Raw genomic sequence first — 17,381 nt, 5'->3', positions numbered from 1 at the left:
GCCTGTCAGCGCTGTGCTCGGTTGAAAAATTTGCTTCCTATTATAGACGAAATGCAGGGGAAATACCAGAGAAATTTGAGAAAAGATGAAAGAATAGAAAAAAGTGCGTTACTGGGCACGTATGTGTGAACAGTAACAAAAGTACCAATTATTTGCGGTGAGAAAGATTCAGAAGTGAAGAGTTGGCATCATATAGCAGCAGAGTGGTTATCAATAGAATTAAAAAATACCAAAAAAGGGAGTCTCTTTTCGTGAGCGAGAGACTCCCTTTTTGGCACCTATAGTCGGGTTATAATTTGATTTTGATGAAATCATTAGCAATGCGCCGGTTTATTCATTTCAGATCTTTTATCGTTTTCTGTCTTCGAAGCAGTCGATTTCGAAAACAGTACTTTACCGGAATGAACCACAATAATGACACCCAGAACCATCAGCAGAACCGCGATGATAAGCTGCAGTCCTTCTACCATAAAGACAGCGGTTCCGGCATTGTAAGCCTTTACCAGTGCGATGCAGCGCTCAACGAGTGCGGTGAAGGTAACACACAGCATAACAACTAGTGGAACCAGCAGCGTGCGGTTTTCACGGCCGGTGACGCGTAAGAAGACGCACAGGGTGATGAGAACCAGGGCGCTTAACAGCTGGTTGGCGCTGCCAAACAGCGGCCAGATGTTGGAATAGCCAATCTGGGTTAAAATGTAGCCGCATACCAAGGTGATAACCGTTGCAAAATATTTGTTGCAGAGAAGCTTTCTCCATCCTTCGGCGTGTTCCATGTCATCGACACTGAACAGCTCCTGGAAGGACATACGTCCGATACGTGCAACGGAATCCAGGCTTGTCAGGGCAAGTGCGGAGACGCACATCGTCATAAAGCACTGGGCAGCGTAAACTGGGATTCCAAACATCTCCAGGAATCCGGCAACACCGGAGGAGAAGATAGCAAACGGAGTACCGGCTGCAGGCGTGCCATCAGCGGAAGCGGCAGCACCGGCAACGCACAGAGCCAGGACAGCCAGTAAACTTTCCAAAAGCATAGCGCCGAAGCCAACTTTCGGCATATCCTTTTCATTGGTGATTGCCTTGGAGGAAGTACCCGAGGAAACCAGGCTGTGGAAACCGGATACGGCGCCGCAGGCAACGGTTACAAACAAAATCGGGAACAGGTCACCGGATTTCTCATTGTGGAAACCAGTGTAAGGCGCTAGGTTCATTGCCGGATGTGCGACAAGCAGTCCAACGACGGCACCGATAATCATACCGGCAAACATAAAGGTTGTCATCAGGTCACGCGGTTCCATCAAAAGCCACATAGGAAGAACGGCTGCGAGGAAAATGTAAGCGAATACCATGTAGGACCAGTTCGCCTTGGTGGTAATGAGCGGGCAGTTCATGCCGATGACGAAAGCAGCTACCGTGCAGACAAGTCCGAGCAAGGTCTGTTTCCAGCCATGGAACTGAGCCTTTTTCTGAATCAGTCCAAATACAACGGCAAAGGCAATGAACAGAAGGGAAATGCTTCCGGCTGCGCCGTTGACAGTTGCGGCGGCGGATAAGCTGGTCACGCCGTCTATCGTCTCATATGCATTGAATGTACCAGCAACCATGTCGGCAAAAGCGGCGGTTACAATTAAAGTAAAGAGCCAGCAGAACAGAAGGAACAGCTTTTTACCGGTTTTGCCGATGTACTGTTCAATCAGAAGTCCCATCGATTTGCCTTCATTTTTAACGCTGGCGTACAGGGCACCAAAATCGGTAACAGCGCCGAAAAAGATGCCGCCGAGGATGATCCAGAGAAAGACTGGAACCCATCCAAAGACAGCCGCCTGAATAGCACCGGTGACAGGACCGGCACCGGCGATGGATGAAAACTGGTGGGCAAATACAACCCAGCCATCGGTCGGAACATAGTCCTGACCATCTTCTTTTGTGACGGCCGGTGTTTTGGCGTTTGGATCAATGCCCCATTTATGGGCGAGCCATCTGCCGTAGAGCAGATAACCAGCCGCCAGACAACAGGCTGCGATAACTACGATAACTAATGTGTTCATAAAGATACCTCCATTCCCATAGGTCAAATGGTTTTTAGTGTCCCGGCAGTTTGCCGGAGTTTCGGGAGCGGGGAAACAAAAAAGCCTCCGTCCTCCTGAAACTTTTAAAAGTTCAAGAAGACGGAGGCATAAGCATCCGCGGTACCACTTCTTTTACCGGCTGTAAAGCCGATCTCTCAGCCATATCCATCATTCTGAATATGTTCCTCTTTAACGGTAGGAATCCGGACCGGACTACTGGTATCCTGCATGCGTTTGTCCGATCAGCTCACAGGGGATAATTTCCATCGGCGTTACTGTCTTTCATCGCCCGGCAGCTCTCTGAAAACGTGGAGAATTGGAAATCGTGTCCTGCTCAATGCTTTTTACAAGTACGAATTATAGACTTTTTTAAAGGAAAGTCAATCGAAAAAATAGCCGGAAGTTTGTGACAGAAAGTTTACAAATCCGTCATTTTGACAAAAAAATCACAACTAAGAAATCTGTGTTAAAACTTCGAAAGAACTGGACACACCCTTATTTTGCTGTATAATAGGTAATTGTCGGTTCTTTTTAGGGCTGGCAATTACTTTTTATTTAAATTGGGAAGAAAAAGGGAGAGTTTGAGGTATGGAAAAAATACGTCCAATGTTGTTTACAACATTGAAGAAGTATTCCGGCGCACAGCTGATGTCAGATGTGGTAGCGGGTATCATCGTAGCGATCATCGCGCTGCCGCTTTCGATCGCGCTGGCGCTGGCTTCGGGTGTAGGTCCGGAACAGGGTATCTACACGGCGATTGCAGCCGGATTTGTGATCTCATTTTTAGGCGGCAGCCAGGTACAGATTGCAGGTCCAACGGCGGCATTTGCAACGATCGTGGCAGGTATCGTGGCGAAGAGCGGCGTGGAAGGGTTGGCAGTTGCGACGATCATGGCAGGTATTATCCTGGTTGTCATGGGATTCTGCCATTTTGGTTCATTGATTAAGTTTATTCCGTTTACAATTACAACCGGATTTACCTCCGGTATCGCGGTGACGATCGTCATCGGTCAGTTGAAGGATTTCTTCGGCGTGACCTATCCGGCAGGAATGGAGACGATCGAGACGATGCAGAAGCTGAAAGCGTTCGCAGCCGGATTCGGAAGTGTCAACCTGCACGCGATCATCGTCGGCGTGGTGTGTCTGGCGATTCTGATCGTGATGCCGATGATCACGGAGAAAATTCCGGGATCGCTGGTAGCTGTTATCGCAGGTATTTTAATGGTAAAATTCCTGCCGCTGCATGTGAATACGATCGGCGACCTTTACACGGTCAGCAACAAGCTTCCGGCGTTCCGTCTGCCGGTGTTCAGCTACGATGTGATTCAGGGTTCCCTGTCGGATGCGTTTACGATTGCAGTTCTGGCGGCGATTGAGTCTCTGCTTTCCTGCGTGGTAGCGGACGGCATGATCGGCGGAAAACACCGTTCCAACACGGAGCTGGTGGCACAGGGCGCGGGTAATATTATTTCCGCCCTGTTTGGCGGTATTCCGGCGACGGGCGCGATCGCGCGTACCGCAGCCAATGTCAAAAATGGCGGCCGTACCCCGGTTGCAGGCATGGTTCATGCGGTTGTCCTGCTTCTGATTCTGGTAGTTCTGATGCCGTGTGCAAGCTGGATCCCGATGCCGACCATCGCGGCAATCCTGTTTATGGTTGCTTACAATATGTGTCAGTGGAGAACCTTCGTCCGTCTGACCAAGACGGCTCCGAAGAGTGATATTGCGGTTCTGGTGCTGACCTTCTTCTTAACCGTTATCTTCGATCTGGTTGTAGCGATCGAGATCGGTATGCTGTTATCCTGCCTGCTGTTTATGAAGCGGATGAGCGATGAGACGGGCGTCAGAAGCTGGCTTTATGTCGAAGAAGTAGAGGAGCAGAAGCGCAAAGCGCAGGAAGCAAGAAAAGCGAAAAAAGCCGGAAAAGAGCTTTCAGTGGAAGAGGCACAGCTCTTAGCGGCAGCTGCAGAAGATGAAGAAGCAGCCATGAAAGAACAGGCACGTCTGCGGGAGATCCCGAGAGAACTGGCTGTTTATGAGATTACAGGACCTCTGTTCTTCGGTGCAGCAGACCGCATCAACCAGATTGAAACCCGCGAGGAGACGAAATGCCTGGTTCTTCGTATGCGTGCTGTTCCGGCAGTTGACAGTACAGCGATGAATTCGATGGTTGCCCTCTATGAGCGCTGCCAGAAGAACGGCGTCACATTGATTTTGTCCCATGTCAACGAGCAGCCGATGCACGTGATGGAGAAAGCAGGATTTGTGGATATGGTCGGACGCGATCATTTCTGCCCGAATATCGAGGCAGCACTTGATCATGCGGACGAGGTGCTGGGAAAATAATTATGGACATCTATCGGAGAATGAAAGAAGTATTTAGGCGCATTCCGGACGGCTGCGTGACGACCTACGGTCAGGTCGCGCTCCTGTGCGGTGCACCGCGCCATTCCCGTCAGGTGGGATATGCGCTCCGCACCAACCGCCTGGGCGATGTCCCGGCATTCAGGGTGATTAATTCCAAGGGCTTTCTAAGCGGCGCAGCGGCGTTCGACTATCCGGGACAGCAGAAAAAACTGCTGGAACAGGATGGAATACGGGTGGACTCCACCGAGGACGGTGACCGCGTCGATTTAAAACAATATGGATGGAAACCTTCGATGGACGAGGCAGAAGAATTGTATGCGTTGTTTCGGAAGTTGGGGATCTGAGTGGGAATCAAGGAAAATGCATCTGAATGAGATGTTGGTAAGCGAAAGAAGTGAAATGAGATGGATAAGATGGCAGACGATAGGAGCTGCATCTTATCCATTTTTAATAGACATTTTTTGACCGTTTATTATTAAATTGCCTCCGCGATCTGCCGTGCCACATAGACACCGCTGGCAGATGCATGGGAAAGGGAATGGGTAATACCGCTGCCGTCACCGATGACGTAGAGTCCATCATGACAGGTCATCAGGTTGTGATCCACTTCCACCTCCATGTTGTAGAATTTTACCTCCACTCCATAGAGAAGAGTGTCATCATTCGCCGTACCCGGTGCCACCTTATCCAGGGCATAAATCATCTCGATAATACCGTCCAGAATCCGCTTCGGGAGAACCAGGCTCAGATCACCGGCAGCCGCATTGAGGGTTGGAACCGTAAAAGATTCATTGATTCGCTGCTGCGTGCTTCTTTTTCCGCGGATCAGGTCTCCAAAACGCTGCACAATTACACCACCGCCCAGCATGTTGCTGAGTTTTGCAATACTCTCTCCATATTCATTGGAATTCTTGAAGGGCTCTGAAAAATGTTTCGCTACCAGAAGGGCAAAGTTCGTGTTATGGGTCTGCTTTGCAGGATCCTCGTAGCTGTGGCCATTTACCGTTACGATGCCGTTGGTATTCTCATTTACCACAGCTCCCTTGGGATTCATACAGAAGGTGCGCACGTAATCCTCGTATTTTTCCGTACGATACACGATCTTGCTCTCATAGAGTTCATCTGTAAGATCGGAAAAGATCTCAGCCGGCAGTTCAACCCGGACCCCCAGGTCGACACGGTTGGAATTCGTATGGATATCCAGGTCCCTGCATACCTTCTGCATCCACTTACTGCCGCTTCGGCCGGCGGAAATGATACATTTCGTACCCTCAAAGGTTGTATCATCGCTGTAAACCTTGTAACCCTTCTCGGTCTTCTCCACGGTTTCGATGGCACAGTCAAAATAGAAATCTACCTTATTCTTCAGATGATCATAGAGGTGCTCCAGAACAATATAATTAATATCCGTACCCAGATGGCGGACCGAAGCATCCAGAAGATGCAGGCCGTGCTGCATACAGGTTTTCTTGAATTTTGTTCCCGCAGTGGAATACAGCTTCGTGCCCTCCCCGCCAAAACGGAGATTGATTCCATCCACATATTCCATCAGTTCAATGGCTGTCTTTTTTCCGATATACTCATAGAGAGTGCCGCCGAAATCATTGGTAATGTTGTATTTTCCATCAGAAAATGCACCGGCTCCGCCGAATCCGCTCATGATGGAGCAGCATTTGCAGTGAATACAGGACTTGATTTTATCACCATCAATGGGACATTTACGGTGCTCCAGCGGATGTCCTACCTCAAAAACAGCGATCTTTAAATCCGGTTTACGTTCCATCAGCTCATAGGCAGAAAAGATACCGCCGGGACCGGCGCCGATAATTAACACATCATACATATTGAAATTCTCCTTGTTTTCCTAAAATTTGATTCCCTCTTTCTGTATTATAGCATAAATTCGAAAAAAGAGGCAGCACGTCATGCGCTGCCCCGAAACAGTATCCCCCATGTCGTCATGGCATCTTCCGTTATTATATCATCACCTCAGAATAAAGATTCTTTTATGGCTGTAACCATCAGCCTGATTCCCTTTGTAAAATTACCGGAGGTGTTTTTGAGCCTGATGACCTCTCCGGTGATTCTTGGCAAAGGGCTGGCGTTGGGACTTGTATCTACCTTTTTTCCGTTTGTAAGCTACACACTGGGACTCCGCCAGATGGAGGCAGGAAAAGCCTCGGTTCTGGCGTTTGCTGAGCCGATGGTGGCAGCTGTGGCTGGGATTGTGGTATTTGGAGAAATGCTGCGGGTTGAAAATGTGCTGGGCATTCTTTTGATTTTTACAGCATTGGTGGTGTTGAACAGCCGGAAAATAAAACGGTAAAATCAGGGGCTAATCGATAATGGAACTGTGATGAAAACACGGCTCACAAATCTTAAACGGATATCCAACCGGCAGTATCCGTCCGCAGCGCTGGCAGCGGGCGATGTAGCTTTTTTTGCCCTTGGACAAATACTGCATGATCGTGCCTTCAGTGCGGCTGCGTTCCTGTTCGAGCCAGTCCTCGTCGATGATCTTGTCAAAACGGTGGGAGAACTGGTAGTAGAGGTCGAGCTTGCGGTAATACGTTTCGTATTTCTGCAGTCCCAGCTTGGAACCGGCGCCTTTGTCCGGGTGTTTCAGGCGTTTGTCCGCCGGGTAATCCTTGCAGTAGCGCAGCCATTGCAGGACAACCTGATGATCCTTGATATCGATGGGACAGCTGATCATGCGGTAGAGAATCCGTTTGTCATCGAATCCGTAGATATCGTCTCTGTGGCGTTCTGCCTGCGCATAAAGGCTTAAAATCTCATCGACGCTGACCTTTTCAAACGGAGGCGTCGGCTCAACGGATTTCCAGACTTTGATGATAACGTCCAGCGGCTCGTCCAGATCGAGGAGAATCTGTGGGAAACCGAGGCTGACTTTTTCGATCGGTTCCTCCTCCTGAGTAAGCTGTTCCCGGATATAATCGAGGGATTCCTGCCCCATCGCATTGACGTAGCCGGTGTCAAAGAGTCCGAAGCGTCCGGCGCGTCCGGCGATCTGCTTGATCTCCGGTACGGACAGACCGCGCCGGGTGGTACCGTCAAATTTCTGGGTCTGTACAAATACGATACGCCGGACAGGCAGGTTGAGTCCCATGCCGATCGCGTCGGTGGCGACGACCACCTTGGTTTTGCCGCTGGTAAAAAGCTGCATCTGGCGTCGGCGGATCTCCGGCGGCAGGCTTCCGTATATAACACTTGCCTTGATACCTTCTTCTTCCAGACGTCCCGCCACATCCAGCACGGATTTTTTGGAAAATACGACGAGTGCATCGCCGGGAAGAACACTTTCCGGGAAAGAAAATGGCGTGTCCTCACAGATGAGCGCAGTTTTGCGCTGATACCGGCAGATGGCAAGGCTGTCGCCGCACAGATGGATCAGGTGTGTGACAGCAGATTCAGCGGCGGGACTCATGCAGACATGGATTTCGTGGGCTTTCAGTCCCAGAATCGCCTTTGTCCAGCAATGCCCGCGGTCTGGATCGGCGGTCAGCTGTGCCTCATCAATCACGGCAATATCGTATTCCTCGGAGAAATCTGCCATCTCGATCGTCGAAGCTGTGATCCGGCTGTCATCGTCGGCGATACACTCCTGACCGGTCAGCATGGTGCTGGGAACGCCGCAGTCGTGCATTTTTTCATATACCTCAAGCGCCAGAAGGCGCAGCGGACCGAGGTAAGTGCCTTTTTTCGCTGTTTTTAAGCGTTCCAGCGCGTGAAATGTTTTACCGCTGTTGGTCGGTCCGATGTGGAGAATGAAACGGCGGTTCATCGCCATAGTCTCCGGAAATTCCAGCTCTGGGCGGGATGGGACGAGATCCATGATTTTATACTGGATGACGTAGCGCTTATAGATCTGGTAAAGCTCCAGAAGTGTCTGCGTGCAGAGCTGACCATCCAATTCTGTTTCCAGATAATTCAGAAAATCCACGGAAATATCATCACGCTGGGCGGGCAGAAACATTGCCTCATCCAGGCGGATGAGCTGTGGCAGCAGGCTGGTTTCAATGAGCTTTGTGACAGCATCGTTGTGCGAACGGTATGCAAAATAAGCCAGATTTTTGATCTGGCGGTGCCATTCCTCCAGCGAGAGGCTGGTAACCTGTGTCGGTTTGGTGCGTTTCAGGGTTTTAAACAGCCGGTTGGTCCGCTCGCTCAGATCGCGGGGGCGGGAACTGGTCTTTCTTTTTTTCTTGCTTGCCGCCTGATACTGGCGGATATATGTCTGAAGAAGCTGGTTTGGCTCGATCATTTGAAAGTCTCCTCTTTATGTAAATATCCTGTCCGATAAATCTTCTGGTTTAAAGCTTCATTTGATATAGGAATGTTTCTATTATCGCAGAAGTTGCATGGATGTGCAAGAACGGGAAATCAGATTGCAGAAAAATATAAAAATATTTGATATAATAAGAACACTTAGTTAAAACAGAAAGGTCAACATCTATATGGCATCAAACTATAAAACGGGCGCCAGCCTGAATTTAACTCCCTTCGAAATGCAACTTCTAAGCCGCAGCCCCCTGTTTCGAGGCGCGGGCGAATCCGGAATCGGGGAGATGCTGTCCTGTCTGGGGGCGGAGGAACGCAGTTATGAAAAAGAAGAAATGATTTATCGTGCGGGGAATACGGTCACATCTCTGGGTGTGGTGATGCACGGAAGTGTGATGATTGTCAACGATGATCTGTGGGGCAACCGCAGCATCCTGGACCGGGTAGAACCGGGACAGATTTTTGCGGAGACATATGCGTGCGTGCCGGGGGAAAAGCTGCTGGTCGATGTGTTTGCAGCGGAGGTGACGGAAGTGCTGTTTTTAAATGTTGGAAAAATGCTGTCGCAGTGTCCCAATTCTTGCGGACATCACACGCAGCTTATCCGCAATCTGCTTGCAATCTCGGCGCAGAAAAACTTGCAGCTGTCCCGCCGGATCTTCAATACATCGTCGAAATCCATCCGGGGACGGCTTCTGTCGTATCTCTCCGATCAGGCGGTAAAAAATGAGAGCGAGAGATTTGATATCCCATTCAATCGCCAGCAGCTCGCCGACTATCTGGGTGTGGACCGGTCGGCGCTGTCGGCAGAGCTGGGGAAAATGCAGCGGGAAGGGCTTCTGGAATTTAGAAAAAATCACTTTCATTTATATGAAGAGGTTAGAAGCTTGTAGATTACAAACAAAAATACCCTGTCAGGAGCATTAAAATCCGACCGACAGGGTATTTTTAGTGAAAATTCCTATGGGTGTAACAAGACCGGCTGTCCATTCCCTATACTTTCCTGCACCGGCTGTTTCAGCATATCCAGAAATGCCTGTGCCGCCGGCGTCAGCGGGCGCATCGGGTTTTGCAGGACGAGGATCTGGCGCTTCGGGATAGGGATATTTAGGTGAAGCTGGAACACGCGGTAGTTGAGCAGGTAGTTCCGGGCAAATTCCGAGGGAACAAAGCCGATTCCCAGATTGTGGGAGACGGTCGGGGCGATCAGGTCGTTGGAAGAAACTTCGATGCTCGGGCGCAGATCCAGCCCCTGTTCCTCAAAGAGATTGTCCCAAAAAAGCCGCGTCGTTGTGCCGGACTCCATGCTGACAAGTGGGTGCATACAGAGCTCTTCAAGGGAGAGTGTGCGGTTCTGCAGCTCGGAAAAACGGTTTCCGGCAATGACGATGTCCTGGAACTCGGCAACCGGCATCACGTGAACCAGATCCAGATCCTTCATGATCTCGTGGATCGGAGAAATGATGACGGCAAAGTCATTTTCCCCGGCCTTTAAGGAAGAAGCGGTGATCGGCGCAGAGTTGGAATGAATCTGCACGGTCACATTCGGAAAACGCTGCTGGAATTGTTCAATATAAGGAAGCAGAAAGAAGCGCATGGTCAGCTCGCTCGCACCGATCGAAACCTTGCCGCTCTGACTGTTCGTGTATTCTTTTAAAAGCTCTTCCGCTCGTCCCATCTGCTGGCAGGGACGGTTGATCTGGCGGAACAGGATCCGCCCTTCATCGGTCAGGGTCACGCCTTTTTGGGAGCGGTTGAAAAGTTTGCACTGAAGCATATCTTCTAAATTATGAATGTATTTTGTTACGGTTGGCTGCGTGAGGCAGAGATTCAAAGCCGCCTGGGTAATATTCTGGCATCGAGCCACCTCATAGAAAACCTTGTAGTAGTCGAAACTGATGTCCATGTATGTAGTTGAAATCCTTTCTGTATGTCGGACTGTTTCTGCCTGATTGAAACAGTGTTTATCTGATTTTATATCTGTACGTGTATTTACCAAATATAGTCACACTTTATCGTATTTTTCCAGAAATGTCCAGCCACAATAACGATTACCAATAATTATCACCATTCATTTTATCTATGGATATAGGAAAAAAATATAATTTTACCATTTGTATTTCTGGGAGTAAGATCGGGAACAGACGGGAAGAATGTGGAGACACAGGCGAAAACGTTACTGGGCACGTATGCGTGAACAGTAACTAGAACACGTGGCGGCATCGGGAAATGAAAGAAAAATAATCGGGGCAGCCGCGGGAGAACAACCCGGAGAGAGGAAGTGACAGTATGGGAGATCTGGGTGCGACCCTGATCAAGGAATTGAACTGTGAGACAGCCTTTACAATTGGCGGGATCGGCATATCAGAATCCGTTGTGGTTACATGGATCATGATGGCAGTGGTGCTCGTGGTTTCACTGATTGTGACGCACGGTCTGAAAGTTGAACATCCCGGACGCGGACAGCTCCTTCTGGAGAACGCTGTTACGTGGCTACAGGGCATTGGCGAGGGAATCCTCGGAGAGGAAGGAAAAGGCTATGCGCCGTATCTGACATCCGTGCTGATGTATCTGGGCGTGGCGAACCTGCTTGGTATACTGGGATTCAAGCCGCCAACCAAGGATTTGAACGTCACGGCAGCACTGGCGCTGATGAGTATTGTGCTGATTGAGACAGCAGGGATTCGGGTCAAAGGTTTAAAAGGATGGTTAAAGAGCTTTACAGAGCCGATCGCCATCGTGACACCGATCAATATCATGGAGGTATTTATCAAACCGTTGTCGCTGTGTATGCGACTGTTCGGAAACGTGCTGGGCGCGTTCGTCATCATGAAATTGATTGAATACATCCTTCCGGTAGGGCTTCCGGTATTGTTCAGCGCTTACTTTGATATCTTTGACGGTTTGATTCAGGCGTATGTATTTGTCTTTCTGACAGGGCTTTTTATCAAGGAATCAATCGAGTAATAGAAGAGAAATAGAAAATTACAAAAAGGAGACTTTATTATGGGTACAATCATTGCAATCGGAGCAGGTCTGGCAGTTCTTGCAGGCGCAGGAGCCGGAATTGGTATCGGAATCGCCACATCTAAGGCGACTGAGGCAGTCGCAAGACAGCCAGAGGCAGAGGGAAAAATCACAAAGATTCTATTGTTAGGTGCGGCACTTGCCGAGGCAACTGCTATTTATGGTTTCGTTATTGCCCTTTTGATTATTATTCTTTTAAGCTGATACGATAGAAAACGAAAGGTGGGGCAAGGCTATGTTACGGTTGGACATCAACCTGGTTTTTACGATCATCAACCTTTTAATCTGGTATGCAATTATCCGTATTTTCCTCTTTAAGCCGATCAACAAAGTGATCGATAAACGGAATGCAGCCATTCAGGAAAAGTATGATGAGGCAAAAAAGATGCAGGAAGAAGCGCAGGCGGAGAAAGAGAAATACGCAGCCTGCCAGGATGAAATAGAAGTAGAGAAAAACAAGGTGCTGGATGCGGCGCGTGCGAGTGCACGTGAGGAAGGACGCCAGCTGATTGAAAACGCCCAGAAAGAGGCAGATAAAGTCATCCGTAAGGCGGGCGAGGATGCACGCCGGGAGAAGGACAAGATGCTCGAACAGGCGAAGCATGAAATTTTGTCGCTGGTTCTGGACGCGGCGGCTGGTTCGATGAACAAGAAGTCGGATGACAGCGCTCTTTATGATGAGTTTTTGAAGAAAGCGGGTACGACGGAGAATGAAGAAACTTGATGTCTATTTACAAGAAATAAAGAGGCAGAAGATTTCTGTCGATGATCTGCAGCATGCGGCTGAGATACTGGCTGCGACACCGCAGCTTCCGGCAGAGCTTGAAAATCCGGATTTGACCCGTGAGAAGCGGGAAGATCTGGTTCGTAGCCTGTTTCCGCTGGCAGTCCGGGGAATCATCGAGGTGCTGGCACAGGATCAGACAATGAAAATGATGCCGGATCTGATTAAAGAAGCGGAGACGTTTGAAAAGCCGGATAAATATCTGCGCTGTGTGCTGGAATATGTCAAAGAGCCGGATGAAAAACAGGCAGCCGGAATCCGGAAATTTCTCTCGGAGAAATATCCGGGACGGGAACTCCGGATTGTGAAGGAAGAAAAGCCGGAGCTTGGAAGCGGTTTTATCCTCCGGGTCGGAAGTGAGGAATATGACTGGAGCACGGAGGGAAGAAAACGGGCGCTGGCAGATAAATTAAAGAATCTGGCAAAAGAGCCGGATTCGGGTGATTTCCTTACACAGAAGGGAATCATCGGGATTCTGAAAGGAAATCTGGACGGAATCGACATTTCAGCCCGTGAGATCGGTACGGTCAGCCGGGTGGGCGACGGCATCGCCTATGTGGATGGAATCGACCACGCAATGTATGGCGAGATCGTGGCGTTTGACGGTGATGTGAGAGGCATGGTACAGGATATCCGGTCGAAGGAGATCGGCTGCATCCTCTTTGGACATGCGAACACCATCGGAGAAGGAAGCCGCGCGATGCGGACCGGCAAGATGGCAGGTATCCCGGTTGGCGAGGGATTCTTAGGGCGTGTTGTAGATGCGCTGGGCAATCCGATCGACAATAAAGGGGAGATTGAGGCAGCCGGATATCGTCCGGTGGAATCACCGGCGCCGGGTATTATCGAGCGTCAGTCAGTTGATACCCCGATGGAGACCGGTATCCTCTCGATCGATTCGATGTTCCCGATCGGACGCGGACAGCGTGAGCTGATCATTGGTGACCGCCAGACCGGTAAGACCTCGATCGCGGTAGATACGATGCTGAACCAAAAGGGAAAAGACGTGATCTGCATCTATGTGGCGATCGGTCAGAAGGCTTCAACGGTATCGAGACTGGTTCATACACTGGAAAAACACGGGGCGATGGAGTACAGCATCGTGCTGGCAGCGACGGCGAGTGATCCGGCGTCCTTACAGTATATCGCGCCGTATGCAGGAACGGCGCTGGCAGAATATTTCATGCATCAGGGAAAAGATGTTCTGATTGTCTATGACGATTTATCGAAACACGCGGTTGCGTACCGTGCACTGTCTCTTTTGATGGAACGTTCTCCGGGACGTGAGGCATATCCGGGCGATGTATTCTATCTGCATTCCCGTCTGCTGGAGCGCTCGGCGCGGCTTTCGGATGAGCTGGGCGGTGGTTCAATCACAGCGCTGCCGATTGTCGAGACACAGGCGGGCGATGTGTCGGCGTATATCCCGACCAACGTTATTTCCATCACAGATGGACAGATTTTCCTGGAAAGTTCGCTGTTCTTCGAGGGCATGCGCCCGGCGGTCAATGTAGGGCTTTCGGTATCGCGTGTCGGCGGCGCAGCGCAGACCAAGGCGATGAAGAAGGCAGCCGGAAGCGTACGTATCGACCTGGCACAGTACCGCGAGATGGAAGTATTTACACAGTTCAGCTCCGATCTGGATCCGGCAACTAAGGCACAGCTTACCTACGGCAGCGGTCTGATGGAGCTGTTAAAACAGCCGCTTGAGCATCCGCTCTCGATGGAAGAACAGGTTGTGATTCTGTATGCGGCGACGAGCCATCTGCTGGTAGATATTCCGAAGGAAAAGCTGAAAACATTCCAGGGCGGTCTTTACGAATATATGAGAAGCTCCTACCCGCAGGTGGGCGATGCACTCCGCACGACGAAGACACTCAGCGAGGATATCCAGCGCGAGATTGCGAAGGCGGTGGGCGAGTACAAGGCAAAATTCCTGAAAGCACAGGGAAATGCGCTGGAGGCAGCCACAGCGGATGCAAAACTGGATAAGCAGTAAGGCGGTGATGGAAGATGGCAGGACTCAGAGAGATTCAGAACCGGATCCGGAGTATTCAGGATACGCGCAAGATCACGAACGCGATGTACCTGATATCTTCGACGAAATTAAAGAAAGCCAGAAAAGAACTGGCAGAGACGGAGCCGTATTTCTATGCATTGCAAAATGTCATCCGGCGTATCCAGAGGCATCTGCCGAACATGGAAAGTCCCTATTTTGAAAAAGAAGGGCACCAGTCGAAGAAAACGGGGCTGCTGGTTATTTCCGGCGATAAAGGGCTGGCGGGTGCTTATAACCATAACATCATGAAGATGGCGGATACATTTTTAAAGGATCCTTCCCGCGAGGTACATCTGTTTGTCATCGGTGAGACGGGGCGGCAGTTTTTTGCCTCCCAGCACATCCCGATTGAAGAAAATTTCCAGTATACGGCGCAGGATCCGACATTTAACCGGGCAAGGTGGATTGCAGGAATGCTTCTGGAACGATATTTGTCGGGTGATTTGGATGAGATCCATGTCCTGTATACAAGAATGGAAAATGTGATGCAGAGTGTGGCGAAGGATAAAAGGGTGCTTCCGATTACCAAGCCGGATATGCATGGGCTTGAGATTCCGATGGATGTGCGGCTGGAAGAATTTTCCTTGCGGCCAACGCCGGAGGAAGCGATGAATGCGATCGTTCCAAACTATGTAGCCGGATTTATCTACGGCGCGCTGGTTGAGTCGTTCTGCAGCGAGCAGAATGCCCGTATGATGGCGATGGATGCGGCGACGGATAATGCGGATGCACTTTTAAAAGATTTGAATACGATGTACAACCGGGCGCGGCAGGCGGCGATCACACAGGAGATCACCGAAGTATGCGGCGGCGCGGCTGCACAGAGACGAGAACGAGAAGAGGAGATGAGAGTGTGATGGGAGAACAGGCGGCAGAGACAAAAAAGACTGAAACCAGCCTGCCGGAAGGCAAGATTGTCCAGGTTTCCGGTCCGGTTGTCGATGTGAAATTTGAGAGCGGTCCCCTTCCGGAGATCCGGGACGCGCTCACAGTAGAAAATCAGGGAAAGACGTGTGTGATGGAAGCTGCCAAGCACATGGGAAATAATATCGTCCGCTGCATCATGCTGTCGGCAAGCGAGGGCTTGAGCCGTGACATGAAGGTAACACCGATGGGAGAAGGCATTTCCGTTCCGGTTGGCGAAAAGACGCTTGGACGTTTGTTTAATGTTTTAGGTGAGACGGTAGATGGAGGACAAAAGCTGGATGGTGAGGAGCACTGGTGTATTCACCGGGATCCGCCGCCATTTGAGGATCAGAGCCCGGTCGCGGAGATTCTGGAGACGGGCATCAAGGTTATTGATCTTCTGGCGCCGTATTCCAAGGGCGGAAAAGTCGGTCTGTTTGGCGGCGCGGGCGTCGGAAAAACAGTCCTGATTCAGGAGCTGATCCGGAATATTGCGATGGAGCAGGGCGGTTATTCTATCTTTACGGGTGTCGGTGAGCGTTCCCGTGAGGGCAATGACCTCTGGAGTGAGATGAAGGCATCCGGTGTTCTGGAAAAGACAGCGCTCGTGTTTGGACAGATGAACGAGCCGCCGGGAGCTCGTATGAGAGTTGCAGAGACCGGGCTTACGATGGCAGAATATTTCCGTGACAAAATGCACCGGAATGTGTTACTATTTATCGATAATATTTTCCGTTATGTACAGGCAGGTTCGGAGGTTTCAGCGCTGCTTGGGCGTATGCCGTCGGCGGTTGGTTATCAGCCAACGTTAGCGAATGAGATGGGCGAGCTGCAGGAGCGGATTGCCTCGACGAAAGATGGTTCGGTCACTTCAATCCAGGCAGTCTATGTACCGGCGGATGATTTAACCGATCCGGCACCGGCGACTACCTTTACCCATCTGGATGCGACTACGGTTCTTTCCAGAAAGATCGTAGAACAGGGTATCTACCCGGCGGTCGATCCGCTGGAATCCTCGTCCCGTATTCTGGAACCGGATGTGGTCGGAGAAGAACACTATGAGACGGCCAGACGGGTGCAGGAGATTTTGCAGAAATACAAGGAATTGCAGGATATCATTGCAATTCTGGGTATGGACGAGTTGTCTGAGGAAGATAAGCTGACCGTCGGCCGCGCAAGAAAGATACAGCGTTTCTTATCCCAGCCGTTCCACGTGGCGGAGAACTTTACCGGTGTACCGGGCAAGTATGTGCCGTTAAAGGATACCGTCAAGGGCTTTAAGGCAATTCTGGATGGTGAGATGGATGCGTACCCGGAGGCAGCATTCTTCAATGTCGGAACGATCGAGGATGTAGTGGCAAAGGCGAAGGCTTTAGAGAAACAGGAGGCGTAGGAACGGATGGCAGATTTTCATGTAAAAATCATATCCAGCAACCGGACATTCTATGAGGGAGTCTGCCACTGTCTGATCCTTCCGGCGGTGGACGGTGAGATGGCTGTCATGGCGCACCATGAGAGCGAGATCGTGGCAGTCAAAGCGGGAGAAATGCGTTTCCAGGCGACAGAGGACGGCCCGTGGGAGGCGGCAGTCGTCGGGCAGGGCTTCTGTGAGATCGCCAACAACCGTGTTATGTTGCTGGCAGATACGATCGAGAAACCGGAGGAGATCGACCGGATCCGGGCGCAGGAGGCATTAGAGCGTGCGAAAGAGCGGCTGCGCCAGAAACAGAGTATTTCCGAGTATTACAGCACCCGCGCGGCGATGGCGAGAGCGCTGGTTCGTCTGAAAGAGACGGAAAAATTTGTGGACTAGGTGCGTTAGAGGCGGATTTGAGTCTGATGTAATTCTGTGGCAGATGCGGTTCAG

Annotated in this window: 15 protein-coding genes and 1 other annotated feature; of the genes, 11 read left to right on the top strand and 4 right to left on the bottom strand. The window is 50.5% G+C overall.

All coding sequences use genetic code 11. The annotated features are described in order from the left end of the window. Positions 1–314: 314 nt before the first annotated feature. Entirely contained in the window at positions 315–2,051 is a 1,737-nt protein-coding gene (locus tag DXD12_RS11340) for a carbon starvation CstA family protein (protein WP_118472181.1), read from the bottom strand. Between the two features lie 113 nt (positions 2,052–2,164). Further along, positions 2,165–2,419 (bottom strand) — a binding site (T-box leader). Positions 2,420–2,660: 241 nt separating this feature from the next. Between DXD12_RS11340 and DXD12_RS11335 the strand changes: the two genes are divergently transcribed. Beyond that, positions 2,661–4,418: a SulP family inorganic anion transporter gene (locus DXD12_RS11335; protein WP_118638380.1), complete on the top strand. Its 1,758-nt coding sequence runs from the start codon at positions 2,661–2,663 to the stop codon at positions 4,416–4,418. Positions 4,419–4,420: 2 nt separating this feature from the next. Beyond that, positions 4,421–4,783 (top strand): MGMT family protein, encoded by a 363-nt coding sequence (locus tag DXD12_RS11330; protein ID WP_118472179.1) that lies wholly within the window; start codon positions 4,421–4,423, stop codon positions 4,781–4,783. Between the two features lie 131 nt (positions 4,784–4,914). Here the strand turns inward: DXD12_RS11330 and DXD12_RS11325 are convergent, their stop codons facing one another. After that, positions 4,915–6,282: an NAD(P)/FAD-dependent oxidoreductase gene (locus tag DXD12_RS11325; RefSeq protein ID WP_118570190.1), complete on the bottom strand. Its 1,368-nt coding sequence runs from the start codon at positions 6,280–6,282 to the stop codon at positions 4,915–4,917. 165 nt (positions 6,283–6,447) lie between these two features. Here DXD12_RS11325 and DXD12_RS11320 point away from each other — a divergent pair, with 165 nt between their 5' ends. Next, complete coding sequence (locus DXD12_RS11320) at positions 6,448–6,765, top strand: EamA family transporter (protein WP_182457070.1); 318 nt, start codon at positions 6,448–6,450, stop codon at positions 6,763–6,765. A 9-nt stretch (positions 6,766–6,774) separates the two neighbouring features. Here DXD12_RS11320 and DXD12_RS11315 read toward each other — a convergent pair whose 3' ends face one another. After that, complete coding sequence (locus DXD12_RS11315) at positions 6,775–8,721, bottom strand: DEAD/DEAH box helicase (RefSeq protein WP_118638378.1); 1,947 nt, start codon at positions 8,719–8,721, stop codon at positions 6,775–6,777. A gap of 244 nt (positions 8,722–8,965) precedes the next feature. On the opposite strand from DXD12_RS11315, the gene DXD12_RS11310 reads away from it, so the two are divergent. Continuing rightward, positions 8,966–9,631: a Crp/Fnr family transcriptional regulator gene (locus DXD12_RS11310; protein WP_181357208.1), complete on the top strand. Its 666-nt coding sequence runs from the start codon at positions 8,966–8,968 to the stop codon at positions 9,629–9,631. A 68-nt stretch (positions 9,632–9,699) separates the two neighbouring features. On the opposite strand, the gene DXD12_RS11305 is transcribed toward DXD12_RS11310, so the two are convergent. Then, positions 9,700–10,644 (bottom strand): LysR family transcriptional regulator, encoded by a 945-nt coding sequence (locus DXD12_RS11305; RefSeq protein WP_118491623.1) that lies wholly within the window; start codon positions 10,642–10,644, stop codon positions 9,700–9,702. 383 nt (positions 10,645–11,027) lie between these two features. On the opposite strand from DXD12_RS11305, the gene DXD12_RS11300 reads away from it, so the two are divergent. Genes DXD12_RS11300 through atpC form a run of 7 tightly spaced genes read left to right on the top strand, consistent with a single transcriptional unit; the run spans position 11,028 to position 17,327 of the window. Then, the gene (locus DXD12_RS11300; protein ID WP_107000520.1) at positions 11,028–11,705 is read left to right on the top strand and encodes a F0F1 ATP synthase subunit A; all 678 of its coding nucleotides are present in this window, start codon (positions 11,028–11,030) and stop codon (positions 11,703–11,705) included. 39 nt (positions 11,706–11,744) lie between these two features. Then, positions 11,745–11,969, top strand: coding sequence for an ATP synthase F0 subunit C (gene atpE, locus DXD12_RS11295; RefSeq protein WP_022359062.1), 225 nt, complete (start codon positions 11,745–11,747; stop codon positions 11,967–11,969). Between the two features lie 31 nt (positions 11,970–12,000). Beyond that, positions 12,001–12,489 carry an ATP synthase F0 subunit B gene (locus DXD12_RS11290; protein WP_118491621.1) on the top strand — a complete coding sequence of 163 codons (489 nt, stop codon included), beginning with the start codon at positions 12,001–12,003 and terminating at the stop codon, positions 12,487–12,489. After that, on the top strand, positions 12,476–14,548 hold the full coding sequence (gene atpA / locus DXD12_RS11285; protein ID WP_118638377.1) for a F0F1 ATP synthase subunit alpha: 2,073 nt from the start codon (positions 12,476–12,478) through the stop codon (positions 14,546–14,548). The genes DXD12_RS11290 and atpA overlap by 14 nt, the downstream gene beginning before the upstream one ends. Positions 14,549–14,562: 14 nt before the next feature. Beyond that, positions 14,563–15,465, top strand: coding sequence for an ATP synthase F1 subunit gamma (atpG, locus tag DXD12_RS11280; RefSeq protein ID WP_118638376.1), 903 nt, complete (start codon positions 14,563–14,565; stop codon positions 15,463–15,465). A 41-nt stretch (positions 15,466–15,506) separates the two neighbouring features. Further along, positions 15,507–16,907 (top strand): F0F1 ATP synthase subunit beta, encoded by a 1,401-nt coding sequence (atpD, locus tag DXD12_RS11275; protein ID WP_118638400.1) that lies wholly within the window; start codon positions 15,507–15,509, stop codon positions 16,905–16,907. A gap of 6 nt (positions 16,908–16,913) precedes the next feature. Continuing rightward, positions 16,914–17,327 (top strand): ATP synthase F1 subunit epsilon, encoded by a 414-nt coding sequence (atpC, locus tag DXD12_RS11270; RefSeq protein ID WP_022359057.1) that lies wholly within the window; start codon positions 16,914–16,916, stop codon positions 17,325–17,327. Positions 17,328–17,381 lie beyond the last annotated feature (54 nt).

This window comes from Clostridium sp. TF11-13AC (assembly GCF_003481065.1).
Lineage (GTDB): Bacteria > Bacillota > Clostridia > Lachnospirales > Lachnospiraceae > Otoolea > Otoolea fessa.
The sequence above is the reverse complement of the archived record's forward strand: the minus strand, read 5'-3'. Positions and strand labels throughout refer to the sequence as shown.